22 protein-coding genes, 1 tRNA gene, 1 pseudogene and 1 riboswitch are annotated in these 22,964 nt (G+C 65.7%); of the genes and pseudogenes, 9 read left to right on the forward strand and 15 right to left on the reverse strand.

What is annotated here, in order from left to right; all coding sequences use genetic code 11:
- Positions 1-36: 36 nt before the first annotated feature.
- From rlmH to obgE, 6 genes are all read right to left on the reverse strand, one after another.
- Positions 37-519 carry a 23S rRNA (pseudouridine(1915)-N(3))-methyltransferase RlmH gene (rlmH, locus tag LXM94_RS15365; RefSeq protein WP_235772347.1) on the reverse strand — a complete coding sequence of 161 codons (483 nt, stop codon included), beginning with the start codon at positions 517-519 and terminating at the stop codon, positions 37-39.
- Positions 520-612: 93 nt separating this feature from the next.
- Positions 613-1,095 (reverse strand): ribosome silencing factor, encoded by a 483-nt coding sequence (gene rsfS / locus LXM94_RS15370; protein WP_235772368.1) that lies wholly within the window; start codon positions 1,093-1,095, stop codon positions 613-615.
- Between the two features lie 31 nt (positions 1,096-1,126).
- Positions 1,127-1,735, reverse strand: coding sequence for a nicotinate-nucleotide adenylyltransferase (locus LXM94_RS15375; protein WP_235772369.1), 609 nt, complete (start codon positions 1,733-1,735; stop codon positions 1,127-1,129).
- Between the two features lie 37 nt (positions 1,736-1,772).
- A complete protein-coding gene (locus LXM94_RS15380) occupies positions 1,773-3,056 on the reverse strand; it encodes a glutamate-5-semialdehyde dehydrogenase (RefSeq protein WP_235772348.1) in 1,284 nt (427 codons plus the stop codon).
- Positions 3,049-4,230, reverse strand: coding sequence for a glutamate 5-kinase (gene proB / locus LXM94_RS15385; RefSeq protein WP_235772349.1), 1,182 nt, complete (start codon positions 4,228-4,230; stop codon positions 3,049-3,051). Before proB ends, LXM94_RS15380 begins: the two co-directional genes overlap by 8 nt.
- A gap of 1 nt (position 4,231) precedes the next feature.
- Entirely contained in the window at positions 4,232-5,242 is a 1,011-nt protein-coding gene (gene obgE / locus LXM94_RS15390; protein ID WP_235772350.1) for a GTPase ObgE, read from the reverse strand.
- An 87-nt stretch (positions 5,243-5,329) separates the two neighbouring features.
- Between obgE and LXM94_RS15395 the strand changes: the two genes are divergently transcribed.
- Positions 5,330-6,190 (forward strand): endonuclease/exonuclease/phosphatase family protein, encoded by an 861-nt coding sequence (locus LXM94_RS15395; protein ID WP_235772351.1) that lies wholly within the window; start codon positions 5,330-5,332, stop codon positions 6,188-6,190.
- Between the two features lie 47 nt (positions 6,191-6,237).
- Here LXM94_RS15395 and LXM94_RS15400 read toward each other — a convergent pair whose 3' ends face one another.
- The 4 genes from LXM94_RS15400 to rplU form a co-directional block, all read right to left on the reverse strand.
- The gene (locus tag LXM94_RS15400) at positions 6,238-6,828 is read right to left on the reverse strand and encodes a GNAT family N-acetyltransferase (protein ID WP_235772352.1); all 591 of its coding nucleotides are present in this window, start codon (positions 6,826-6,828) and stop codon (positions 6,238-6,240) included.
- Positions 6,825-7,457, reverse strand: a complete 633-nt coding sequence (locus LXM94_RS15405; protein ID WP_235772353.1) for a GNAT family N-acetyltransferase — start codon at positions 7,455-7,457, stop codon at positions 6,825-6,827. The genes LXM94_RS15400 and LXM94_RS15405 overlap by 4 nt, the downstream gene beginning before the upstream one ends.
- A 122-nt stretch (positions 7,458-7,579) precedes the next feature.
- Positions 7,580-7,849 (reverse strand): 50S ribosomal protein L27, encoded by a 270-nt coding sequence (gene rpmA, locus LXM94_RS15410; RefSeq protein WP_235772354.1) that lies wholly within the window; start codon positions 7,847-7,849, stop codon positions 7,580-7,582.
- Between the two features lie 27 nt (positions 7,850-7,876).
- The gene (rplU, locus tag LXM94_RS15415; RefSeq protein WP_235772355.1) at positions 7,877-8,248 is read right to left on the reverse strand and encodes a 50S ribosomal protein L21; all 372 of its coding nucleotides are present in this window, start codon (positions 8,246-8,248) and stop codon (positions 7,877-7,879) included.
- A 326-nt stretch (positions 8,249-8,574) separates the two neighbouring features.
- Here rplU and LXM94_RS15420 point away from each other — a divergent pair, with 326 nt between their 5' ends.
- Together LXM94_RS15420 and LXM94_RS15425 are read left to right on the forward strand one after the other, a co-directional pair.
- Positions 8,575-9,582 (forward strand): hypothetical protein, encoded by a 1,008-nt coding sequence (locus LXM94_RS15420; RefSeq protein ID WP_235772356.1) that lies wholly within the window; start codon positions 8,575-8,577, stop codon positions 9,580-9,582.
- A 246-nt stretch (positions 9,583-9,828) separates the two neighbouring features.
- Positions 9,829-9,918: transfer RNA gene (locus LXM94_RS15425), tRNA-Ser, on the forward strand.
- A gap of 146 nt (positions 9,919-10,064) precedes the next feature.
- Here LXM94_RS15425 and LXM94_RS15430 read toward each other — a convergent pair.
- Entirely contained in the window at positions 10,065-11,306 is a 1,242-nt protein-coding gene (locus LXM94_RS15430; RefSeq protein ID WP_235772357.1) for an SAM-dependent methyltransferase, read from the reverse strand.
- Between the two features lie 320 nt (positions 11,307-11,626).
- Between LXM94_RS15430 and LXM94_RS15435 the strand changes: the two genes are divergently transcribed.
- The 3 genes from LXM94_RS15435 (at position 11,627) to LXM94_RS15445 (ending at position 14,817) form a co-directional block, all read left to right on the forward strand.
- Positions 11,627-13,249, forward strand: coding sequence for an ABC-F family ATP-binding cassette domain-containing protein (locus LXM94_RS15435; protein ID WP_235772358.1), 1,623 nt, complete (start codon positions 11,627-11,629; stop codon positions 13,247-13,249).
- A gap of 100 nt (positions 13,250-13,349) precedes the next feature.
- On the forward strand, positions 13,350-13,511 hold the full coding sequence (locus tag LXM94_RS15440; protein ID WP_235772359.1) for a hypothetical protein: 162 nt from the start codon (positions 13,350-13,352) through the stop codon (positions 13,509-13,511).
- A 94-nt stretch (positions 13,512-13,605) separates the two neighbouring features.
- Positions 13,606-14,817: a TIGR03862 family flavoprotein gene (locus tag LXM94_RS15445; RefSeq protein WP_235772360.1), complete on the forward strand. Its 1,212-nt coding sequence runs from the start codon at positions 13,606-13,608 to the stop codon at positions 14,815-14,817.
- Between the two features lie 17 nt (positions 14,818-14,834).
- Here the strand turns inward: LXM94_RS15445 and LXM94_RS15450 are convergent, their stop codons facing one another.
- A complete protein-coding gene (locus LXM94_RS15450; RefSeq protein ID WP_235772361.1) occupies positions 14,835-16,001 on the reverse strand; it encodes a nucleotide sugar dehydrogenase in 1,167 nt (388 codons plus the stop codon).
- A 116-nt stretch (positions 16,002-16,117) separates the two neighbouring features.
- On the reverse strand, positions 16,118-17,053 hold the full coding sequence (locus LXM94_RS15455) for an NAD(P)-dependent oxidoreductase (protein ID WP_329605616.1): 936 nt from the start codon (positions 17,051-17,053) through the stop codon (positions 16,118-16,120).
- Between the two features lie 243 nt (positions 17,054-17,296).
- Between LXM94_RS15455 and LXM94_RS15460 the strand changes: the two genes are divergently transcribed.
- Positions 17,297-19,600, forward strand: a complete 2,304-nt coding sequence (locus LXM94_RS15460; protein ID WP_235772363.1) for an FdhF/YdeP family oxidoreductase — start codon at positions 17,297-17,299, stop codon at positions 19,598-19,600.
- Positions 19,597-19,908, forward strand: coding sequence for a hypothetical protein (locus LXM94_RS15465; protein WP_235772364.1), 312 nt, complete (start codon positions 19,597-19,599; stop codon positions 19,906-19,908). The genes LXM94_RS15460 and LXM94_RS15465 overlap by 4 nt, the downstream gene beginning before the upstream one ends.
- Here LXM94_RS15465 and LXM94_RS15470 read toward each other — a convergent pair.
- Together LXM94_RS15470 and metA are read right to left on the reverse strand one after the other, a co-directional pair.
- A complete protein-coding gene (locus LXM94_RS15470; RefSeq protein ID WP_235772365.1) occupies positions 19,895-20,911 on the reverse strand; it encodes an aldose epimerase family protein in 1,017 nt (338 codons plus the stop codon). The genes LXM94_RS15465 and LXM94_RS15470 overlap by 14 nt on opposite strands.
- Positions 20,912-21,155: 244 nt before the next feature.
- The gene (gene metA / locus LXM94_RS15475; protein WP_235772366.1) at positions 21,156-22,079 is read right to left on the reverse strand and encodes a homoserine O-acetyltransferase MetA; all 924 of its coding nucleotides are present in this window, start codon (positions 22,077-22,079) and stop codon (positions 21,156-21,158) included.
- Between the two features lie 63 nt (positions 22,080-22,142).
- A riboswitch (SAM riboswitch) is annotated at positions 22,143-22,220 on the reverse strand.
- 446 nt (positions 22,221-22,666) lie between these two features.
- Between metA and LXM94_RS15480 the strand changes: the two are divergent.
- Positions 22,667-22,924, forward strand: a pseudogene (locus LXM94_RS15480) (small ribosomal subunit protein bS21); the annotation flags it as partial.
- Positions 22,925-22,964: the final 40 nt, after the last annotated feature.

Below are 22,964 nucleotides of genomic sequence, written 5' to 3' on the forward strand. Positions count from 1 at the left end.
CAAGAAACATCGCCGAAAATACGGCCGGCGCCGGCGTCAGGCCCGATGATAGGGGTGGCCGGACAGGATCGTCACGGCGCGATACAATTGCTCGGCGATCAGGATCCGCACGACCTGGTGCGGCCAAGTCATCTTGCCGAGGCAGAGCACGGCATCCGCCCGGTCGTGAAGGGCGGGATCCAGCCCGTCCGCGCCGCCGATCGCGATCATCACGTCGCGCTTGCCCGCGTCCCGGTAGCTGCCGAGCAGAGACGCGAAACTCTCCGAACCGAGCGCCTTGCCCCGTTCGTCGAGCAGGATGAGCACGGCACCGTCCGGCAGGGCCCTGTCGAGCAGGCCGGCTTCCTCGCGCTTGCGGGTCTCGGCATTGGACGCACGGCTCTCGGCGACTTCCGCGACGCGCCCCGCTTCAAGGCCAATGGCAGGACCCGCCTTGGCGAAACGGTCGAGATAGCGCGCGGCAAGATCCTTTTCCGGTCCGGCCTTCAGCCGTCCGACCGCAAAGAGTCCGATCCGCATCGACGTCGCCTCCTGTGGCACAAGCGGCGCCTCTCACCCTGGAGGTGCCTTGTTTCGCCGCTCTTGCCGACGGATGCGCCGACCGGCTCTACCCTAGTGCCGCGTTCCGTCTTCGATTTCGGGAGCCGCCCACATCCGTTCGATGTTGTAGAACTCCCGCACCTCGGGTCGGAACACATGCACGATGATGTCGCCCGTGTCGATCAGCACCCAATCGCCCGCTTCCAGCCCTTCGACACGAGCGGCGCCAAGCCCCTCGTCTTTGAGGTCGGTAATCAGGTGATCCGCGATCGCCATGACATGACGGTTCGAGCGCCCGGACACGACCACCATGTAGTCGCCCAGCGCCGATTTGCCGGCAATGTCGATGGAAACGATATCTTCTGCCTTCGAATCCTCGAGACTTGCGAGGACCACCTGAAGCGCGCGGTCGGCGGCATCGTCGCCACGTCCCGGGCTTTTAGAGAAGACGCCGGCGGCGCTTCCCTTGGCGTGCACTGTTGTCAGAGTAATCCCTTTCCACTTAACAGGACAGCACGGCGCAAACCAGAAGATCGACTGGTCTGCAGTGTAAATGTAGTCATCAATGGGTTAAGCTTTCAAGACGTCACTTCTGAGGGGCGTGTTTCTCTAGTGCGGCACCGTCGCGAAGGACGGTCGAACTCAGGATCGAGCGGGGTCCGTGGATGAACGTCCAGGCCGGCGCAGGGCGGCGGGCAAGCGTCGCGGCGTCCTCCTCGTCCACCCGCGCATAGGCGAACGTCTTTGCCATCTTGGAGGAGAGATAGGAGAGCGTATCACCCGGCCGGTCGATCACCGCGATCGGGAAGGTCGAGGCGATCGACCGCCAGCTCTGCCAGCGGTGGAAGTCCTTGAGGTTGTCGGCTCCCATGATCCAGACGAATTTTACGCCCGGATTCCTTGCCGCGACCACCGCCAGGGTTTTCGCCGTGTAGTTCTGTCCGAGCGTACGTTCGAAGGCCGTGACCTTGACGCGCGGATCGGGCGTGATCGTCTCGCTGAGCGCCAGCCGCTCGGCCAATGGAGCCAGGATGCGGTGATCTTTCAGCGGGTTGCCCGGCGTGACCACCCACCAGAGCTGGTCCAGCCGCAGGCGCCGCATCGCGATCTCGGCGACGAGCACATGGCCCTCGTGCGGCGGGTTGAAGGAACCGCCGAAGAGACCGACCGCCATGCCCTTCTCGACATGCGGCATCCTCAGGTAACGGGCGGCAACCTCCCCTTGCGCCACGTCAGGGCCGGACCTGTCCGGTGCCGCGCACCCGGTACTTGAACGAGGTGAGCTGTTCCACGCCGACAGGCCCGCGGGCGTGCATCTTGCCGGTCGCGATGCCGATCTCGCCGCCCATGCCGAATTCGCCGCCATCGGCGAACTGGGTGGACGCGTTGTGCAGCAGGATGGCCGAATCGATCTCCGCGAAGAACCGGTCGGCGACCGCCTGATCCTCGGCGATCACGGCTTCCGTGTGGGACGAGGACCAGCGGTTGATGTGGTCGATCGCGCCGCCAATGCCATCGACGAGCGTGACGGCGATGATGGCGTCGAGATATTCCGTCGACCAGTCCTCTTCCGACGCGGCGATGAGTCCGGGCACCATTTCCCGGATTTCAGCGGAGGCGCGGATTTCGCAACCGGCGGCTTTCAGCGCGTCGAGGATCGGAACGAGATGCGTGGAGGCAACCGCGCGATCGACGAGCAGCGTCTCGGCCGCGCCGCAGATGCCGGTGCGGCGCATCTTCGCGTTGACGACGATGGACGTCGCCATCGCGAGGTCGGCAGACCGGTCGACATAGACGTGGCAGAGACCCTCGAGATGGGCGAAGACCGGCACGCGCGCCTCGTTCTGCACCCGGGCGACGAGGCTCTTGCCGCCGCGCGGTACGATGACGTCGATCGTGCCGTTGAGACCCGAGAGCATGGCGCCGACGGCCGCCCGGTCGGCGACCGGCACCATTTGTATCGCATGCTCTGGAAGTCCCGCCTGCTTCAGGCCGGCGACGAGGCAGGCATGGATAGCCTGCGATGAATTGAGGCTGTCGGAGCCGCCGCGCAGGATCACGGCATTGCCTGCCTTCAGGCAGAGCGCACCGGCGTCCGCCGTCACGTTCGGCCGGCTTTCGTAGATGACGCCGATGACACCGAGCGGTGTGCGCACGCGCTCGATATGCAGGCCGTTCGGCCGGTCCCATTCGGCGATCACGTCGCCCACCGGATCCTTGAGCGCGGCGATCTCGCGGATCGTCGCCGCGATGCCGTCGATGCGCTGCGGCGTCAGCGTCAGGCGATCGATGAAGGAACTCGCGACGCCGCTTTCCCGGGCGTTCTCGAGGTCGATGGCATTGGCGGCGAGGATCCCGTCCCTGCCCGCGACGATCGCCGCTGCCATTGCCTCGAGCGCCGCGTTCTTCGCTCCGGCGGAGGCCGTCGCCAGCGGTCGGGCGGCCGCCCGCGCGTTTCGGCCGATACCGGCCATCAGTTCCGCGACGTCGGTCGCGCTCTGGACCTGGTCAAGCATGGGCAGCGTCCTTTCCTTCCTCCACGGTCTCGAAAGGCCGGGCAGCCGAAGCGCCCATCATGACGAGATCGTCCCGATGCACCATCGCGGCGCGGCCGGCATAGCCGAGGATCGCCGCGATCTCTCCCGATTTCTTGCCGGCAATGCGCCGCGCGTCCTCCGCGTCATAGCCCGCCAGCCCGCGCGCGATTTCCCGGCCGTCGAGCCCGCGGATCGCCACCGTGTCGCCGCGCGAAAAATGGCCCGATACGGCCCGCACGCCGGCCGGCAAAAGGCTCTTGCCCGAGCGCAAGGCCGTCTCCGCTCCCGTGTCGACCTCGATCGTGCCGGCCGGCTGCAGCTGGCCGGCGATCCAGGTCTTGCGCGCCGTGACCGGCGTGCCGGAGGGCGCGAACCACGAGGAGCGCGCGCCGTCCTCGATCGTCTGCAACGGATGGTCAATCTTGCCCGAGGCGATGATCATGGCGCAACCGGCGCCCGTCGCGATCTTTCCGGCGTCGATCTTCGTGCGCATTCCGCCGCGCGACAGTTCGGACGCGGCACCGCCCGCCATCGCCTCGATCTCCGGGGTGATTGCGGCGATCGTATCCAGGAACCGCGCGTCCGGATCGAGATGCGGCGGGGCGGTATAGAGCCCGTCGATGTCGGACAGCAGGATCAGCAGGTCCGCGCCGGTCATGGTGGCGACGCGCGCCGCCAGCCGGTCGTTGTCGCCATAGCGGATCTCGGTGGTGGCGACCGTGTCGTTCTCGTTGATGATCGGTATGGAGCCGAGTTTCAGCAGCTGGCTGATCGTCGCGCGGGCGTTGAGGTAGCGGCGACGTTCCTCGGTATCACCGAGCGTCAGCAGGATCTGGCCCGCGACGATGCCGTCCCGCGACAGGCTTTCCGACCAGGCGCGTGCAAGCGCGATCTGGCCGACAGCGGCCGCGGCCTGACTTTCCTCGAGTTTCAACAGGCCGGCCGGCAGCTTCAGCACGGTGCGCCCGAGCGCAATGGCACCCGACGAGACGACCAGCACGTCGGCGCCGCCGGCGCGCAGCGCCGCAATGTCCGCGCAGAGCCCGTCGAGCCAGCCGTTCTTCAGCCCCGTCTGGCGGTCGACGAGCAGGGCCGAGCCGATCTTGATGACGATGCGCCGGTATCTGGCGAGCGGCTTGCGGCCCTTGACCATCTCACTCTCCGTCCCCGGCCGCACCGATGCCGTCGATTTCGGCGCGAAGCGCCCGAAGAGCGTCGGTCATGCCCCTGCCTGTCGCCGCCGACAGCAGCAGCGGCTTCTGCCCGCAGGCCTTCTCCAGTTCCTTGGCCTTCTTCTTGAGTTCCGCCTCGTCGAGCACATCGATCTGGGAGAGCGCGACGATCTCCGGCTTGTCGACCAGACCACCGCCATAGGCCTCGAGTTCGTGCTTCACGGTCTTGTAGGCCGTGCCGACCTTTTCCTCCTGGGCCGACACGAGATGGAGCAGCACGCGCGTGCGCTCCACATGGCCGAGGAAGCGGTCGCCGATGCCGACGCCCTCGTGCGCGCCCTCGATCAGGCCGGGAATGTCGGCAAGGATGAATTCGCGCCCGTCGACGGTCGCGACACCGAGGTTCGGGTGCAGCGTCGTGAACGGATAGTTGGCGATCTTCGGCCGGGCACGGGTGCAGGCGGCAAGGAAGGTGGACTTGCCGGCATTCGGCAGGCCGACGAGCCCGGCGTCGGCGATCAGCTTCAGCCGGAGCCAGATGGTCTTCTCATCGCCTTCGAGCCCCGGATTGGCCCAGTTCGGCGCCTGATTCGTGGACGACTTGAAATGCGCATTGCCGAAGCCGCCATTGCCGCCGGCGGCCAGCCGGAAGCGCTGGCCCTCGACGGTCATATCGACGATCAGCGTCTCGTTGTCTTCCTCGAAGATCTGCGTTCCGACCGGAACCTTCAAGGTCACGGAGGCGCCGTTCGCACCGGTGCGGTTGCGGCCCATACCGTGGACGCCGGTGGCCCCCTTGAAATGCTGCTGGAAGCGGAAGTCGATCAGCGTGTTGAGGCCGTTGACGGCCTCGACCCACACATCGCCGCCACGCCCGCCGTCGCCGCCGTCCGGCCCGCCGAATTCGATGAATTTTTCGCGACGGAACGACACGGCCCCTGCCCCGCCGTCGCCCGAGCGGATATAGACTTTCGCTTCGTCGAGGAATTTCATCGGGCTGCCGTTTGCTTGTTCTGTCGTCGGAATGTCATTTTGCCGCCATCTCGATATAGCCGGTTCCAGCGGAGGTCAAAGACTATCGTGAAATTCGTGAGCTACAACGTTCAGTACGGCGTCGGACTCGATGGACGCTTCGACCTGCCGCGCATCGTTTCCAGCATCCACGGCGCCGACGTGATCGCGCTGCAGGAGGTGACCCGCAACTTCCACCGCAACGGCCATGTCGACATGGTGGCGGAGCTGCAGACGCTGCTCGCCTCGCATTATTCGGTCTACTGGCCTGCCGGTGACGTCGACGCCGGCTCGGCGGTCGAGAACGGCCGCGCCGTCAACCGCCGCTTCCAGTTCGGCAACATGATCCTCTCGCGCTGGCCGATCCTCTTGTCGCGCCTCATCACGCTGCCCCGCACGCGCACCATCGACAAGCTCAACCTGCAGCGCGGCGCGACCGAGGCGGTGATCGCCGCACCCGGCGGCCCGGTCCGCGTCTACTCGCTCCATCTCGACCATGTTTATCGCGGCGAGCGCATCGCCCAGATCCGCTATCTCAAGGACCGGGCCCAGGCCTACGGGCTGGAGGGCGGCGCGATTTCCGGCGCGGAGGAATTCGGCCTTTCCGAACCACCCTGCCCCGAAGACTATGTGCTGATGGGCGACTTCAACATGCTGCCGGAATCGCCGGAATATTGCGAGGTCGCCGGCGAGGTGGACGGCTTCTACGGCCGCCAGATCCGCGCGGGCAATCCGGTCGACGTGCTCGCCGGCCTCGGCAAGCGCCATCCCGGAAGCTATACCTGGATCGATCCGAAGGATCACGGCCACCGCATGTTCCTCGACTACTGCTTCGTCAGCCACGGCCTGCTGGAGCGGCTGAAGGATGCCTGGGTGGACGAGACCGCCTTCGGCTCCGACCACCTGCCGGTCTGGTTCGAACTGGCCTGACGGCCGAAGGGAGCCGGCGCCCGGTTTCCCGGGCACCGGTGTGGCAATCAGCGGCGTGGCGCCGCCGGCCGGAAGTCGCCCGGCGAAAGCCGCGTTTCGATATGCGGCACCAGGGCGTTGCGGGCGACCGAGAAGATCTCGCCGCAGCCGGCCACGCGGAATCCGCAGGCCTGCTGCACCTTCAGCGACGCGAGGTTGTCGGCAAAGACGCCCGAATGGATGTCCGTGCCCGGGACGCGCATCAGGAACCGGCCGCTCACCGCCCGCACGGCCTCGCTCATGTAGCCGCGCCGCCAATAGAAGCGGTTCAGCCAATAGCCGAGATGCCAGGCGTCGCCGCGCATCTCGATCGAGACGCAGCCGACATGAACGTCGTCGCCGGTCGTCACGGCAAAGGCCCAGCCGGGGATGAAGCCGGTGGTGACGAGGTTGAGCCATTCCGCCGCATCCTGCCGGTCGTAGGGCACCGGGACGCGCGCCAGCATGCGCGCGACCTGGTAGTCCCCGAGCGACTGGGCGATCGCCTCCGCATCCGACGCGCGGTGCGGACGCAGGACGAGGCGGGCCGTCGTGAGGGTCGGGCACGGACCGGGATCGATCGCGGGTGCAACCGAAGAGTCGGGGCGCATGGCGTTCATCGCATGCCTCCCCAGCTCTTCAGCGAAACCCAGGTCCGGCGGTCGAGCCGATACCATTCGACGGGCACCATGCCGCCGACGGCCAGGCTCTGTATCATGCCCGTCGCCTGGAACTGGAAGCCGCATTTCTGGATGACCCGGCGGGACGCGATGTTCATGACCCGGCAGCGGGCGTCGATCTGTTCGACGTCGCGCGTGCGGAAGACCATGTCGGTCAGCGTCTGGGCGGCCTCGGTGGCATACCCCTTGTTCCAGTGGGGTTCGCCGAGCCAGTAGCCGAGTTCGACCGTCTGGCCGTCGCCTTGCGGTTCGATGCCACAGCAGCCGAGGAAGGCGCCGTTGTCCGCCTTGGTGATGGCATAGACACACTTGCCGATCCCGCCGGCCTTCGTGCGTCGGACGAAATCCGCCGCATCGGCCACCGTATAGGGGTGGGGCATGCGCGCGACCATCGTGGCGATGTTGGCATTGTTGGCGAGATGGGCAAGGGCGTCGATGTCGTCTTCATGCGGGGCTCTCAGAACCAGCCGCTGCGACAGCAATATCGGACAATCCGTCCTCGACCTCTCAGGCCTCGGCCTTTGTTCGGGAGACCGGGATTGGCCTTCCCTCAACAGTTCGCTTTGCATGGTTCTATCCTCCAGAAACCAAAAGGGAGATGGGGTATTGCCCCATCTCCCCTGGTGTCTGGACTGAACCTTGCGCTTCAGCCGGGTCGATGAGACGCCGGCTGTTTTAGAGCGCTACCGGCTTATTCCGCTGCTTCCGCTTTCGGCATGACGGACACGTATACGCGACCATTGGCCTTCGTGCGGAAATCCACATTGCCTGCCGTCAGCGCGAAAATCGTGTGGTCCTTGCCGAGGCCGACGTTCTGACCCGGATGCCACTTCGTGCCGCGCTGGCGGACGATGATGTTGCCTGCGATGACGGTTTCGCCACCGAACTTCTTCACGCCAAGGCGCTTGGACTCGGAATCGCGACCGTTGCGCGAGGAGCCGCCAGCTTTCTTGTGTGCCATGGGAGTTCTCCTTTACCTGTCCTGATCTTATTCGGCTGCTTCGGCAGCGGCTTCGGTCTTCTTCGAAGACTTCTTGGCCTTGCCGCCGGCGGCTGCGATGTCAACGATACGGACAGTCGTCTGGTGCTGACGGTGGCCGCGCGTACGCTTCGAGTTCTGGCGACGACGCTTCTTGAAGGAAATGACCTTCTTGGCGCGACCCTGCTCGACGACTTCAGCGGTGACGACCGCGCCTTCGACGATGGGAGCGCCGATCGTAGCGTCGGCGCCCACGCCGACCATCAGCACTTCGGTGAATTCGATCTTGTCGCCGGCATTGCCCGCAAGCTTCTCGATCGTGACGACATCGTTGGCCGCCACGCGGTACTGCTTACCGCCGGTCTTGATGACTGCGAACATTTTTTATCCTTTCATGTTCGGTCCGGCTCTCTGCACGAAGCAAGGCCGTCTTTTTGTCAGTCGGGTGGAGCGAACCGAGACCGGTTCGCCGGTGAAGGGCGACTGCGGCATCAATCCGCAATAGTCCGCAACAGCGGCGCAGGCAGACCTGTGCCACGTCACCTTGCGCAATAGGTGAACCGGGCAAAACTGTCAAGGCGGATTCGGTTGCGAAAATGCACAAACTGCCGGCGGCGACGGCGCACCGGAGCATCTGGGCGAGGGCGACATTATCGGTTATGAGGGAGCCGCGCCAGGCCTGCGATCGACTGCGGAAGGGGAATGACATGACGGAAAAGCTGAAACAAAACCGTGCGGCGACCGCGGCGGCACCACTGCAGATCCTCCTCTGCGCCGCCGCCTCCCGCGCCGCCGCAAACGTGCTGGCGAAGGCTGCCGGCGGTCGCGCGCAGATCGGCCCGTTCAGCCCGTCCGCCGTGGAAGAAGCGGTCGCAAAGGGGCAGCAGTGTGTCGTCCTCTGGCCCGATCTCGCATCGGCGCTCGCAAGGCGCAACGGCGCGGAGCCGGCCGAGGTGCTGGAGCGTTGGAAACAGGCTGTCGGGAGCCTGCTCGATGTCTTTCGTCGGCACCGCGCAGCCATCGTTCTGGTAGAGGCGGACCTCGTCGAAAGCGGCGGGGAAGCGGCAGCGGCGCTCAAAGAGCGGCTCGCGCTTCGTGCCGACCTCGAACCGGAGCCGGAGGCCATCGGAACCGGCCACACGGACGACCTGTCGTTTGCCATCGCCACGCTCTACATGAACCTTCCGGGAAACCTCGCGGATCTGGTTGAAGAGTTGCGGGCAAGCAGCTACGCGCGGGCGGCACGCCCGTCGTCGCTCGTCGATCTCGACGAGGCGGCACGTCTTGTCGCCCGGGCCGGGACCGAACGGGAACTGCTGCGCAATCAGGTCGCGCTGCTGCAGGAAGCCCTCGACACGACGGAGCATCAGCACGCGCGCGCTCTGGCGGCGGAGAAAGCTGCCGAACGGGCGCTTTCCGACCTGCGGGCGGAAAGCAAGCGACGGGCGTCACTCGAGTCGGAACTGAAGAAGGCCCGGGCGACGGCCGGCCGGCCAGGCCAGCGCGACAAGGAACTGAAGGATGCGCGCGACATGCTGGCGCGCATCACGCGCGACAATACCGCGATGCTTGCCACAATCTCCGCCCAGGCGGCCCTCAAGGCGGACGCCGATACGGCACGGAAACGCTACGACCGTCTGCAGAAGACGTTTTCCTGGCGAATCACCGCGCCGATGCGCGCCACGGCCAGGCTCTTCAGGGCGAAGAAGGCCTGACGCGCCCTGCGCTCTCCCGGGAGCAAGGCTCGCATCGGCAGCTTCCGCAAGGCCTCGGATCACATTGCGCGCTGCGCTCGGGGCCGGCACCGCGTGCATGTCACCCGGCACCGCATCGTGCTCGCAATCGGCACTGCCCGGTCGCGCCTGCAAGAGGATGTCAAGTCGCCGCGACTTAGCCCTTGCAAGCACCGGGAACAGCCGCTATGTAGCCCCCCGCGCCGACATGGCGCCGACCGACGATGCGGAGAGGTGGCAGAGTGGTCGAATGCACCGCACTCGAAATGCGGCATACCTGCAAGGGTATCGGGGGTTCGAATCCCCCCCTCTCCGCCATTCGTTGGGTGTACGACCCGGACACATGGGTAACAGAACGTCCCTAAGACAGGGGTGACAACCTCGTGGGGTGCGATGTTGGTCGCACTGGCGGAAATCGACGCGACGACTGCCGGCTTTTGGGTCGTTCGTCGCAGCGCGGGCGCTCACACGGCCAGGCCGGACGCCTTCTCCCGTTCCAGATATTCGCGCTGCTTGTCCGTGATGTAATCCCGGACGATCGGGGCGGCGTCGCGGGAGCGCGACAGCTGCATGTGGAAGACGAGCTGGCTGCCGGTGCGGAACATCATCTCCGCGCTGACCAGATAGAATTCCCACATGCGGGCGAAACGCTCGTCGTAAAGCGCGATCACCTTCTCGCGGTTGGCTTCGAAGCGCTCGGTCCAGTGGGCGAGCGTCGTCGCGTAGTGGAGGCGCAGAAATTCGAGATCCGTCACCCACAGGCTGTTTCGTTCGACGACCTCGAAGACTTCGGAGAGGGCCGGCGAATAGGCTCCCGGAAAGATGTATTTCCGTAGCCACGGGCTTGCCATGCCCGGTGGGCTCATATGTCCGATCGAATGCAGCACGGCCACGCCGTCATCCGGCATGAGGGCATTCAGCTTTTTGAAAAATTCGTCGTAGTGATGAACGCCGACATGTTCGAACATGCCGACGGAAACGATGCGGTCGAAGCGGCCGTCGACGTCGCGATAATCCTTCAGTTCGAAACGGACGCGGCCGGCAAGCCCTGCTTTCTCGGCGCGCGCGGCGGCGAGTGCCTGCTGTTCCCGCGACAGCGTCACACCGAGAACGGTCACATCCTCGAGTGCCGCGAGATAGAGCGCAAGGTCGCCCCAGCCGCACCCGATGTCGAGCACCGTCATTCCGGGCTTCAGCCCGAGCTTGCTGGCGAGAAGGCGGAGCTTGTTGCGCTGGGCCTGCTCGAGGGTCTCGCCCGGCTCGCGGAAATAGGCACAGGAATACAGCATGTTCTCGTCGAGAAACAGTTTGTAGAAGTCGTTGCCGAGATCATAGTGATGGGCGACGTTCTGTTGCGCCTGTCCCTTGCGGTTCGACTGCTGGCGCTTGCGGAAGCGCATCCGGATGGCGCGCAGCACCTTCTGGATCGGATAGGAGCCGAGCGACAGGCGGTTGATCGAGAAGAGCGTCAGGAAATCCCGCAGCGTCGATCCGTCCTCGAAACGCATCGTCCCGTCCATGTAGGCTTCGCCGGCCGCGAGCTCGGCGTTGAAGACCAGGGTCCGGTAGAGCCGCCGTTCCGTCAGCCTCATCGTCACCTGCGGGCCGGAGGTGCCTTGGAAAACATGACGTTTTCCATCGGCATCGATGACCGTCAGGCAACCCTTGCGGATGAAGGACCGCATCATATGGGAAAGGGGAAACATGCGCGCCTCGCGTTTGCTGATGCCGTCGGCCCCGACCGCTCAATCTCATCCGATCGGCGGGAATTTGCAATCTTTGCTGGAAACGGTTTTCCCCGCGAAATGCCACGCGCACCATCGCCGGGGCCGCGCCGCACGCCAGCGGCTCGAGCCGGCCATCCGGCGGCGGCATAGGATATCGCGTTGCGTGCAAGCTCGGCATCGATGGCGGGCCGGATGGCGCCCGCGGGCCGGCAGGACGATAAGCGCCGCACGCCGGGCCGGGTGACAGGGGTGTTCTCCCGTGGCATAGGGGTACCCGCAATCCCACCAGGCCTTTCCCGATGATCCGCATTGACAATATCAGCAAGTCCAACAGCCACCGCATCCTCTATATCGAAGCCTCTGCCGCGCTGAACCGTGGCGAGAAGATCGGGCTCGTCGGGCCGAACGGCGCCGGCAAGACGACGCTCTTCCGCATGATCACCGGCGAGGAGCAGCCGGACGAGGGGCAGGTCTCGGTCGAGAAGGGCGTGACCATCGGCTATTTCAACCAGGACGTCGGCGAGATGGCCGGCCGGCCGGCCGTCGCGGAGGTGATGGAGGGAGCAGGTCCCGTCAGCGCCGTTGCAGCGGAGCTGCACGCGCTGGAGGCCGCCATGGTCGATCCGGACCGCCTCGACGAGATGGATACGATCATCGAACGTTACGGCGAGGTTCAGGCACGCTACGAGGAGCTTGACGGCTACGGGCTCGAGAGCCGTGCCCGCGAGGTCCTGGCGGGCCTGAGCTTCAGCCAGGAGATGATGGACGGCGACGTCGGCAAGCTGTCGGGCGGCTGGAAGATGCGCGTGGCGCTCGCCCGCATTCTCTTGATGCGGCCGGACGTCATGTTGCTCGACGAGCCGAGCAACCACCTCGACCTTGAAAGCCTGATCTGGCTCGAGAATTTCCTGAAGGGCTATGACGGCGCCCTGCTGATGACGGCGCACGACCGGGAGTTCATGAACCGCATCGTCGGCAAGATCATCGAGATCGACGGTGGCGCGCTCACCACCTATTCCGGCGACTATGCCTTCTACGAGCAGCAGCGTGCCCAGACCGAGAAGCAGCAGCAGGCGCAGTTCGAGCGCCAGCAGGCGATGCTCGCCAAGGAGATCAAGTTCATCGAGCGCTTCAAGGCGCGCGCATCGCATGCCGCACAGGTGCAGAGCCGGGTGAAGAAGCTGGAGAAGATCGACCGCGTCGAGCCGCCGCGCCGCCGCCAGACGGTGGCCTTCGACTTCCTTCCCGCTCCCCGTTCCGGCGAGGACGTGGCAAACGTCAAGCGTGTGCACAAGCGCTACGGCAGCCGCGTGATCTACGACGGCCTTGACTTCATGGTCCGCCGCCGGGAGCGCTGGTGCATCCTCGGCGTCAACGGTGCCGGCAAGTCGACGCTCCTGAAGCTCGTTGCCGGCGCCGCCGAGCCGGACGAGGGCCGCGTCGCGATCGGCGCCAGCGTGAAGCTCGGCTATTTCGCGCAGCATTCGATGGACCTGCTCGACGGCGACAGCACCATCCTGCAATGGCTGGAGGAGCGCTTTCCCAAGGCCGGGCAGGCGCCGCTCCGGGCACTGTCCGGCTGTTTCGGCTTCTCCGGCGACGACGTTGAAAAGCGCTGCCGGGTTCTGTCCGGCGGCGAGAAGGCCCGGCTGGTCATGGCGGCCATGCTGTTCGACCCGCCGAACTTCCTCGTGCTCGACGAGCCGACGAACCATCTCGATCTCGACACCAAGGAAATGCTGATCCGGGCGCTTTCGGCCTATGAGGGCACCATGCTCTTCGTCTCGCACGACCGGCATTTCCTGAGCGCGCTTTCCAATCGGGTCCTGGAACTCACCCCCGACGGCGTCCACCAATATGGCGGCGGCTACACTGAATATGTCGAGCGCACCGGCCAGGAGGCGCCCGGCCTGCACCCCTGACCCACGCGGCGGGACCCTGCCGGCCGCACAAGCCCGGGGCAAGGCGCCGCGGCTAGGGTCGGGCGATACCGGCATGAGGCCGGCACGGAAGGACGATATGATGTCGAACACCCTGGAAACGCGCCGTGAGACCGATCCCGAGGCTCTTGCGCTCTATCTTGAAAACAACGATGGCGACGACCTGACGGACCTGCTGGTGGAAGCCCTCACCGAGGCCTTTCGCATTCTCGACGAAGATCTGCGGTCGCCGACGGTACACTGATCGGCGGACGAGCCGAATCGCAATCGCTCGCCGCGTGGAGCGCGACCGGTTGGACAGGCGACCACATTCCCTCGGTGCGGCAGAGCAAATGCGCATGGCGGCGGCTAGGATCGCGATCATCGGGGGCGGCCCGGCGGGCCTGATGGCGGCGGAAACGCTCGCGGCGGCGGGCTGTGCCGTCACGGTCTACGACGCGATGCCGACGGTCGGACGAAAATTCCTGCTTGCCGGCAAGACCGGGCTGAACCTCACGCATGCCGAGGACTACGTGTCATTCCGCGGCCGCTTCGGCGCGGCGGGCCCACACCTTGGCCCGGCGCTCGACGCCTTCCCGCCGGATGCGCTGCGCGCCTGGGCCGACGCGCTTGGCGCACAGACCTTTGTCGGAAGCTCGGGGCGCGTCTTTCCTAAGGCGATGAAGGCCTCGCCGCTGCTTCGAGCGTGGGTTGGTCGGCTCGAGGAAAGCGGCGTTCGAATCGAGAAACGGCACCGTTGGACAGGTTTTTCCACCGGGCGTCCCCTTTTCGCGACTCCGGACAGCGAGAAAGCAGTCGATTGCGACGCAATCCTGCTGGCGCTTGGCGGCGCAAGCTGGCCTCGACTCGGCTCGGATGGACGCTGGGTTGAAAGCCTGGAGAAATGCGGGGTGCCCGTGCGGCGCCTGCAGCCCGCCAATTGCGGCTTCGATGTCGCCTGGAGCGGCCTGTTCCGCGATCGCCACGCCGGCGCGCCCGTCAAATCCGTCACCGCCATGTCGGACGCCGGCAGCCGCCAGGGCGAGTTCGTCATCAGTCGCTCCGGCATCGAAGGCAGCCTCGTCTACACGCATGCGGCGGCGCTGCGCGATCGGCTGGCGCGGGAGGGGTCGGCAACACTGACGCTCGACCTCGTGCCCGGACAGCCCGCCGAACGCCTCGCCGAAGCGCTGGCCCGGCAGTCAGCCGGGGCGAGCCTGTCGACCCGGTTGCGCAAGGCCGCGAACCTGACCGGCGTCAAGGCGGCCCTCGTCCGCGAAATCGAACCTGATGCCGGCCATCGGACCGCCGACGCCCTTGCCGCCCTGCTCAAGGCGCTGCCGCTCGCCGTCGACCGGCCGCGGCCGATCGAGGAGGCCATCTCATCGGCCGGCGGCATCGCCTGGGACGGACTGGACGACCGCTACATGTTGGCGGCCCTGCCGGGTGTCTTCGCCGCCGGCGAGATGCTCGACTGGGAAGCCCCGACGGGGGGCTATCTGCTGACCGCCTGTCTCGCCACGGGTCGGGCGGCGGCGAACGGCATTCTGGACTGGCTCGCCGCTCCGTGAGCGGCCTGCCGGCAACCTCAATCCATATGGAAGATGTCGCGGGTATAGACCTTGTCGATCACGTCGCGCACCTCGGCTGAAACGCGGTTGGCGACGATGACGTCTGACATCGCCTTGAACCTGTCGAGGTCGTGAATCACCGGCGACTTGAAGAACGTGTCCTCGGCGAGATTGGGTTCGTAGACGACGATCTCGATGCCCTTCGCCTTGATGCGCTTCATGATTCCCTGGACGGAGGAATCGCGAAAATTGTCCGAGCCGTTCTTCATGACGAGCCGATAGATGCCGACCGTCTTCGGGTTGCCGCTGACGATGCTGTCGGCAACGAAGTTCTTGCGTGTCGAATTGGCCGAGACGATCGCCTCGATCAGGTTCTGCGGCACGTCCTTGTAATTCGCCAGAAGCTGCTTCGTATCCTTCGGCAGGCAGTAGCCGCCATATCCGAAGGAGGGATTGTTGTAGAAGTTGCCGATTCGCGGATCGGCCGAAACGCCCGAGATGATGTCGAGCGCCTTCAGGCCGTGCACCTCGGCATAGGTGTCCAGCTCGTTGAAGAAGGCGACGCGCATGGCGAGGAAGGTGTTGGAGAAGAGCTTGATCGCCTCGGCCTCGCTGGACCCGGTCAGGAACACCTGGACATCCTTGTCATCGGCGCCCTCGACGAGGCAGTCGGCGAAGGCTTTCGCCTCGGCGTCGCGGCCGCCGACGATGATGCGCGACGGGTGGAGGTTGTCATGGACGGCGCGGCCCTCGCGCAGGAATTCGGGCGAGAAGATGATCCTGTCCGAGCCGTATCTGTTGCGGAGCGATTCGGTGAAGCCGACGGGGATCGTCGACTTGATGATGATCGTGCAGTCGTAGTCCCTTTCAAAAACATGCGAGACGACGGCGTTCACCGAGGATGTATCGAAGCTGCCCGTGCCGGGATCGTAGTTTGTCGGCGTCGCGACCACGACGAAACGGGCACCGGCAAGGGCCTCGTCCCTGTCCGTCGTGGCGCGCAGGTTGAGCGGCCGCTCGGCGAGGAATTGAGTCGCCTCCCTGTCCTCGATCGGTGAGATGCGGGCGTTGATCTTGTCGACTTTCGACCGGACCGGGTCAAAGGCGACGACTTCGTTGTGCTGGGCGAGAATGATGGCGTTGGAAACGCCAACATAGCCAAGGCCGGCGACGGCAATTTTCATGAATGCACCTGGGATGGGTCTCTGGTGCCGGCCTTATGGCGGCCGGGCGCGGCGGTTTCAACAGGAATCATCGTCCCGGCCGGCCTTGCGGGCCTTCGGCCCGTCGCCCCACCGGGTCACGGTTGCGGCATGCCGTTCGCTTCGGCAACGAAATCCGACAACATGGGCACATAGTCCTCGCCACGGCCGGCGCCGACTGCCTGCGCAAAGGCGTTGCGAACGGCCGCCCCCATCGGATTGGCGGCTCCACTCGCGTTGGCATAGGCGGCGAGATAGCTCATGTCCTTGAAGGCATTGCGGATCGCGAACCTGTGGGCGTCACGGTCCCGCTCCAGCACATAGCGGAAGAAGGTCTGGTAGAAGGGGCAGTCCATGCGGCCGCCGCGAATGACGTCATCGAAAACCTCCGGCGTGAGCCCCGCCTTGCGCCCAAGCATCAGCGCCTCGGAATAGAGCGCGGCATAACCCATCGCGAGAAAATTGTTGAGGAGCTTCATCGTGTGCCCGGTGCCCGTCGGGCCGGTATGGACAATGCGGCCGGCAAAACATTCGAGCACCGGTCGGATGCGCGCCACGTCCGCTTCGGCTCCGCCGACCATCACGTCGAGTGTGCCCGCCGCGGCGTCAGCCGGCGTGCGGCTCAGCGGCGCGTCGACGAGGACGATGCCGGACGTCGCGAGGCTTTCGGCCAGGGCTGTCGTGATCGAGGGATCCGACGTCGAGCAGTCGACGACGGTCAGCGGCCGCGCGGCCGCGGCGATGCCGTCCGGCCCCTCGATCACGGCGCGCACTTCCGGCGAGCCGGTAACGCAGAGCACGATGACGTCGCAGACACCGGCCATTTCGCGCGGTGACTTCGCCTCGGCGGCCCCGGCCGCAACGAGCGCTTCGACCGGCGCGCGGTTGCGGTGCGCCATGACCGTGAGCCCGAAATCCTTCCTCAGGATGTTCGCGGCCATACCCTGGCCCATGAGACCGAGGCCGATGAAGCCGATCCGTGTTTTTTCCGTCATTCGTTTCCTCCCGGTAGCCCCCTTCCATCCTAAGCGGATGGATGTGAATCGCCAGACCGGAAAACTTGCCGCGGAACGGCATTTGACGCATAAACAAGACTGTGTTTGTCATATTTTAACGCATTTGCGAATAGAAGAGACGCAAGCGGGCCGGCGCGACCTTTGCCAAAAGGCAAAACTGTTTCCGGAAGTGGTTGAGAAGGCTGGCTTCCATGCCTTATCAACGTTCCGCAGAACCTCTACATTGCATTGCAGCATCCTTCTTCGCTGGAGTCCCCGCACATGGCCAACACGGATTTCATCGGCAAGCGTTCGAAAGCCGCCGGCGGCTGGGGGGCGCTGAAGAGCTGCGGCAAGCGCCTGCTCGAGACCGGTTCGCCGATCGCCGGCGCCCGCGCCATGCTGAAGGCCAACCAGCCGGACGGCTTCGACTGCCCCGGCTGCGCCTGGGGCGATCCCGAACACGGTTCCTCCTTCGAGTTCTGCGAAAACGGCGTGAAAGCAGTTGCCTGGGAGGCGACCGAGAAGCGCGTGACGCCGGATTTCTTCGCGGCACACACCGTCTCGGAACTGCGCACCTGGACGGACTACGCGCTGGAGCACGAGGGACGGCTGACCCATCCCATGCGCTACGATCGCGCGACGGACCGCTACGCAGCCGTCGACTGGGGGACGGCCTTCGCCGACATCGGCGCGATCCTGCGCGACCTCGATCATCCCGACCGGGCGGAATTCTATACGTCCGGGCGGGCGAGCAACGAGGCGGCCTATCTCTATCAGCTCTTCGTGCGGCTCTACGGCACGAACAATTTCCCCGATTGCTCCAACATGTGCCACGAGGCGAGCGGCGTCGCGCTGCGTCAGGCGATCGGCGTCGGCAAGGGCACCGTGCTGCTCGAGGATTTCGAGAAGGCGGACGCGATCTTCGTCATCGGCCAGAATCCGGGGACGAACCATCCGCGCATGCTGGGCGACCTGCGCCGGGCGGCCGAGCGCGGCGTCAGGATCGTCGTCTTCAATCCGGTGCGCGAGCGCGGCCTCGAGCGCTTCTCCGACCCGCAGGACAAGCTGGAAATGCTGCGCGGCGGCAGCACGTCGATCGCCAGCAGCTACTACCAGCCGCGGCTCGGCGGCGACATGGCGGCCGTGCGCGGCATGGCCAAGGCGGTTTTCGCCGCCGACGAGGCGGCATTGGCCGACGGCGGACCGTCGATCCTCGACCGCGCCTTTCTTGCCGAGCATACGACGGATTTCGATGCCTACAGAAAGGCCGTCGAGGCGACCGGCTGGGCGGAAATCGAAGACCAGTCGGGCCTCTCACGCGCGCAGATCGAGGAAGCGGCCGCCGTCTATATGGCGGCCGAGCGCGTCATCTGCACCTGGGCGATGGGCGTGACACAGCATCGCCATTCCGTGGCGACGATCCGCGAGATTGCGAACTTCATGTTCCTGCGCGGCAATGTCGGCAAGCCCGGCGCGGGCCTTTGCCCGGTGCGCGGCCATTCCAACGTACAGGGCGACCGCACCGTCGGCATCAACGAGAAGCCGCCTGCCGCCTTCCTCGACGCGCTGGAGCGCGAATTCGGCTTCGAGGTGCCGCGCCGGAACGGCCACAACGTGCTCGGCGCCATTGGCGCGATGCTCGACGGCTCCGCCCGGGCCTTCATCGGGCTCGGCGGCAACTTCGCTCGCGCGACACCCGACAGCACGCTGATCGCCAAGGCGCTCTCGTCGCAAAAGCTGACGGTTCATATCGCGACGAAACTCAACCATTCGCACCTGCTGCCGGGCGAGGCGGGCTACGTGCTCCCCTGCCTCGGCCGCACCGAGATCGACCGCAACGCGGCCGGCGTGGCGCAGATCGTCACCGTCGAGGATTCGATGAGCATGGTGCACGGCTCCGGCGGCATCAACCGGCCGGCCTCGCCCGCGTTGCGCTCCGAGGTGGCGATCGTTGCCGGTATCGCGGCCGCGACCGTCGGCTCGTCGATCATCGACTGGCTCTGGCTCGCCGACGACCACGACCGCATCCGCGACCTCATCGAACGCACCATTCCGGGCTTCGAGCGCTACAACGAGCGGGTCCGCCAGCCGCGCGGCTTCCACCTGCGCAATGCAGCCACGCACCGCGAGTGGAACACGCCGGCGGCGAAGGCGACCTTCTCCTCCGTGGCCCTGCCGGCAGCGACGGAACACCAGATCGCAAGCGGCGGAGACGGAATATTCGTCCTGCAGACCTTCCGCTCGCACGACCAGTACAACACGACGGTCTACGGTATGGACGACCGCTACCGCGGCGTCTACGGCGAGCGGCGCGTCGTCTTCATGAACCCTGGCGACATGGACCGGATGGGCTTCCGGCCCGCCGAACGCATCGACATCGTCGGCCGCCATGACGACGGGATCTCGCGCGTCGCCGAGGACTTCCGCCTCGTGCCCTATGACATCCCGCGCGGTTCGGTCGCCGGCTACTATCCGGAACTGAACGTGCTTGTGCCGCTCTCGACTTTCGGATCGGAGAGCGACACGCCGGCGTCGAAGTCGGTGCTCGTCTCGTTCCGCCGCCGAAAGGCCGAGGCCGCGTGAGCGGCGACCCGGCCGAGCGCTGCATGGCGCTCGTCGAAGCCACCCTCTCGACCGACGGCGCAGCATTGACGCCGCTTGCCGCGGCCATCCTGGCGGCCTGCCATCTGGGCATCGCGGCCGACAGCCGCAGCTTCGCCCGGGCGCTGGGGCTCGCTCATGCCTTCGTTCTGCGCGAGATCGAGGACCTCGTCTCGGAGCGCCGCCTGCTCGTCGTCACCGATCGGGACCGCAGGACGCAGCGCATCTTCTACCGCCTGAGCGAGGCCGGCGAACGGCGCCTCGGCGCGGCCGCCCTCAGCCTCTGCTGAAGACATAATCCGTCTCCTGCCGCAGCACCTCGCCGGGACGCAGAACCGCCTCGGGAAAGCCGCCGTGGTTGACCGCATCCGGCCAGATCTGCGTCTCCAGGCAAAAGCCGGCGAAGGGACCGTAGCGACGGCCGTCAAGCCCCGGCACCGGCACGTCCATCTTGAAGCCGGTGTAGAGTTGCACGCCCGGCTCCGTCGTGCGGACCTCCAGCGACACACCGGACAGGACGCTGCGCACCATCGCAACCGGCGCCTTTTGCCGGCGCTCGGGCGTCAGGCAGAAATTGTGGTCGTAGCCGATCTTCTCGCCCTCCGTCTGGATGCGCATCGACGTCGGTGCCCTGAGATCGAAGACCGTGCCGTCGACGGGACGGATCTCGCCGGTCGGGATCTGCCGCTGGTCGGTCGGAAGATAGTGATCGGCGGCGATCCGGATCTCGTGGGCGAAGGCGTCCGGCTCTCCGTCGAGATTGAAATAGCTGTGCTGGCAGACATTTGCGATGGTCGCGGCGTCGGTGACGCTTTCATAGACGACCGACAGAATGCCGGCGCCGGTGAGCCGGTACGTGCAGGTGATGTCGCAGTTGCCCGGATAGCCGGCGCGGCCGTCCGGATCGCGGATGGCGAGAACCACATGGCTTTCCGACTGCGCGACGATCCGCCAGTTGCGTTTGGCGATGCCGTCGCTGCCGCCGTGCAGGTGCGTGATACCGTTCTCATTCAGCTCGAGCTGGCGGGTCATGCCGTCGATCGCGAAACGGCCATTGCCGACCCGGTTCGCGTTGCGGCCCGGCGTCGCGCCGAAATAGGGCGAATGGACTAGATAGGAGCCGAGATCCTCGAAACCCAGCACCAGGGGCGCATCGTGCCCGTCGAGCCGGAGATCCTGGATGATGGCGCCATAGGTCAGGACATGCGCCGTCAGTCCGCCACCCGCAAGCGCGATGCGATCGACCGGCTCCCCGGTTGGAAGTGTGCCGAACGGTTCGTTCGATGCGTTCACGAAACCTCCTCCTCCTCGCGGCCTCTCGCCGCGCGGCAACCTGCGTCAATTCGCAAGCTGGCTCAAGCCAAAAATCATACTTTTGAGGGCGCAGCGATCAGCGCCCGGCCGGCGAGCCGGGCGAAGGTCGAGCTAGACCGTCTCCGGCAGTTCGGTCTCGTAGAGGGCGGGACAGGCGGCCCAGACGCGCCGCCAGTCAGCCGTCTTCGGGAAGAAGCGGCCGGATGGCACGGCTCGACGGGCGTTATCCCCCGGTTCCGATGCTTTCGACCGCGTAGGGGGTGGTCTGGTAGATCTCGTTAATCCAGTTGCCGAAGAGCAGATGGGCATGGCTGCGCCAGCGGTTCTGCGGCGTGATCGACGGATCGTTGTGCGGAAAATAGTTCTTCGGCATCTTGATCGGCACGCCGGCATTCACATCCCGGAAATATTCGTCGGCAAGCGAGGTGGAATCATATTCCACATGGTTGAAGATGTAGAGCCGGTTGCCGGCTTTTTCCTGCACCAGGCAGACGCCCGTTTCGTCGGATTCCATCAGGATCTCGAGTTCGGGAACACGGGCAATGTCCTCGGCGCGCACCTCCGTCCAGCGCGAGACGGGAATCTGGAAGTCGTCCGAGAAGCCGTTCAGGTAGACGGAGGAGGGTTTGCGATTATGGTGGCGGTAGACGCCGAAGGCCTTTTCCGCGAGCGGGTGTTTCGGTACACCATGGAAATGGTAGATCGCGGCCATCGCGCCCCAGCAGACATTGAGCGTCGAATGCACGTTCGTCACTGTCCAGTCGAGGATCTGCTTCATCTCGCCCCAGTAGGTAACGTCCTCGAAATCGAGGGCTTCGACCGGGGCACCGGTGATGATGAAGCCGTCGAACTTGCGGTGCTTCACCTCGTCCCAGGTTTCGTAGAAGGCGAGCAGATGGTCCTCGGAGGTGTTCTTGGCCTTGTGGCCGCCGACACGCACGAGCGAGAGCTCCACCTGCAGCGGGGAAGCGCCGACGAGGCGCGCCATCTGCACCTCCGTCTTGATCTTGTTCGGCATCAGGTTGAGAAGCCCTATCTGCAGCGGGCGGATATCCTGCCGGATCGCCACCGTCTCGGTCATCACCCGCACGCCCTCGTGAACGAGGGTCTGGAAGGCGGGCAGCGTGTCGGGAATCTTGATGGGCATCGTTTCAACCGTTCGAACAACAAAAAACCGGCGGCGATGAAATCGCGACCGGTCCGTGGGAAGTTTCGTCTTCTCGCGGCCCTTTAGCGAATTCTTTTACGTGGCTGCAAGCCGGCCGGCCAAATCACCACGGAACGAGCCCCTAGATAGCGCCGCCCGATCCGAGAATCAATGCGAATGCCGCAACATCGTTCGCGCCGTGTCCCAAAGGCCAGCCGTTCGAAGAGCCGGGCATCCCGCTCGTGCTTCGAAAGTCTGCCGTGGCGGGATCGCCGGCAGCCTGTCGCGACGGTTGTCGTCATCGGCCCCGCCCCCTGTATCCGGCCCATGCCGGCGCCGCCGCGGTGCCGCCGGCACCCATTCCCGCCCTGCAGGCACATGCCTCCGGCCCGAACGGCCCGCGGGAACGATCCGGACCTTCGGGACGGAGTCCCGGATCCTCCGCCGGCAACTGCCGGCTTTCGAACCGCCCGACGCCGCACATCCGTCCGTTCGATCGTTCCGGCACCGGGGCCAGTCAGGAGATCCCTTGCAGGTACCAGGGTGCGGACCCATTAAATTGGTCCATTCTGCGTGACGGATTTTGCGCCCGGACGGCCTATGAGAAGCCTTCGGAAAAGCGGGCACGGGAAAAGGCCGAGGCCGTGCGGCGGGCGCGCAAGCTGGCACGCAAGAAGGCCCGCGCGAAGGGCTTCTCCGGCACCGAGGAACAAGGCCTCAAGCCCGGGCCGCCGCGGCGCCGTCTGAGCATGACGGTGTTCGGAACGCCGGGCGGCGGCCTTGCGCCACACCCCCGTCAAACGAAGAACCCCGGCCTTCAGGGGTGGCCGGGGTTCTTCGTTTGACGGGAGGATGTCGTCGAGTGGTCTCAGTGGCAGACGCGGA

Source organism: Rhizobium alarense (genome assembly GCF_021555155.1).
Lineage (GTDB): Bacteria > Pseudomonadota > Alphaproteobacteria > Rhizobiales > Rhizobiaceae > Rhizobium_D > Rhizobium_D alarense.

Coding starts and splice junctions, on each gene's coding strand:
- rlmH (WP_235772347.1), bottom strand. CDS start 519: ATGCGGATCGGACTCTTTGCGGTCGGACGGCTGAAGGCCGGACCGGAA.
- LXM94_RS15375 (WP_235772369.1), bottom strand. CDS start 1,735: ATGCCGCATGTCGAGAAGGGCATGGCGGTCGGTCTCTTCGGCGGTTCC.
- LXM94_RS15380 (WP_235772348.1), bottom strand. CDS start 3,056: ATGCTTGACCAGGTCCAGAGCGCGACCGACGTCGCGGAACTGATGGCC.
- proB (WP_235772349.1), bottom strand. CDS start 4,230: ATGGTCAAGGGCCGCAAGCCGCTCGCCAGATACCGGCGCATCGTCATC.
- obgE (WP_235772350.1), bottom strand. CDS start 5,242: ATGAAATTCCTCGACGAAGCGAAAGTCTATATCCGCTCGGGCGACGGC.
- LXM94_RS15400 (WP_235772352.1), bottom strand. CDS start 6,828: ATGAACGCCATGCGCCCCGACTCTTCGGTTGCACCCGCGATCGATCCC.
- LXM94_RS15405 (WP_235772353.1), bottom strand. CDS start 7,457: ATGCAAAGCGAACTGTTGAGGGAAGGCCAATCCCGGTCTCCCGAACAA.
- rpmA (WP_235772354.1), bottom strand. CDS start 7,849: ATGGCACACAAGAAAGCTGGCGGCTCCTCGCGCAACGGTCGCGATTCC.
- rplU (WP_235772355.1), bottom strand. CDS start 8,248: ATGTTCGCAGTCATCAAGACCGGCGGTAAGCAGTACCGCGTGGCGGCC.
- LXM94_RS15420 (WP_235772356.1), top strand. CDS start 8,575: ATGACGGAAAAGCTGAAACAAAACCGTGCGGCGACCGCGGCGGCACCA.
- LXM94_RS15430 (WP_235772357.1), bottom strand. CDS start 11,306: ATGTTTCCCCTTTCCCATATGATGCGGTCCTTCATCCGCAAGGGTTGC.
- LXM94_RS15435 (WP_235772358.1), top strand. CDS start 11,627: ATGATCCGCATTGACAATATCAGCAAGTCCAACAGCCACCGCATCCTC.
- LXM94_RS15440 (WP_235772359.1), top strand. CDS start 13,350: ATGTCGAACACCCTGGAAACGCGCCGTGAGACCGATCCCGAGGCTCTT.
- LXM94_RS15445 (WP_235772360.1), top strand. CDS start 13,606: ATGGCGGCGGCTAGGATCGCGATCATCGGGGGCGGCCCGGCGGGCCTG.
- LXM94_RS15450 (WP_235772361.1), bottom strand. CDS start 16,001: ATGAAAATTGCCGTCGCCGGCCTTGGCTATGTTGGCGTTTCCAACGCC.
- LXM94_RS15460 (WP_235772363.1), top strand. CDS start 17,297: ATGGCCAACACGGATTTCATCGGCAAGCGTTCGAAAGCCGCCGGCGGC.
- metA (WP_235772366.1), bottom strand. CDS start 22,079: ATGCCCATCAAGATTCCCGACACGCTGCCCGCCTTCCAGACCCTCGTT.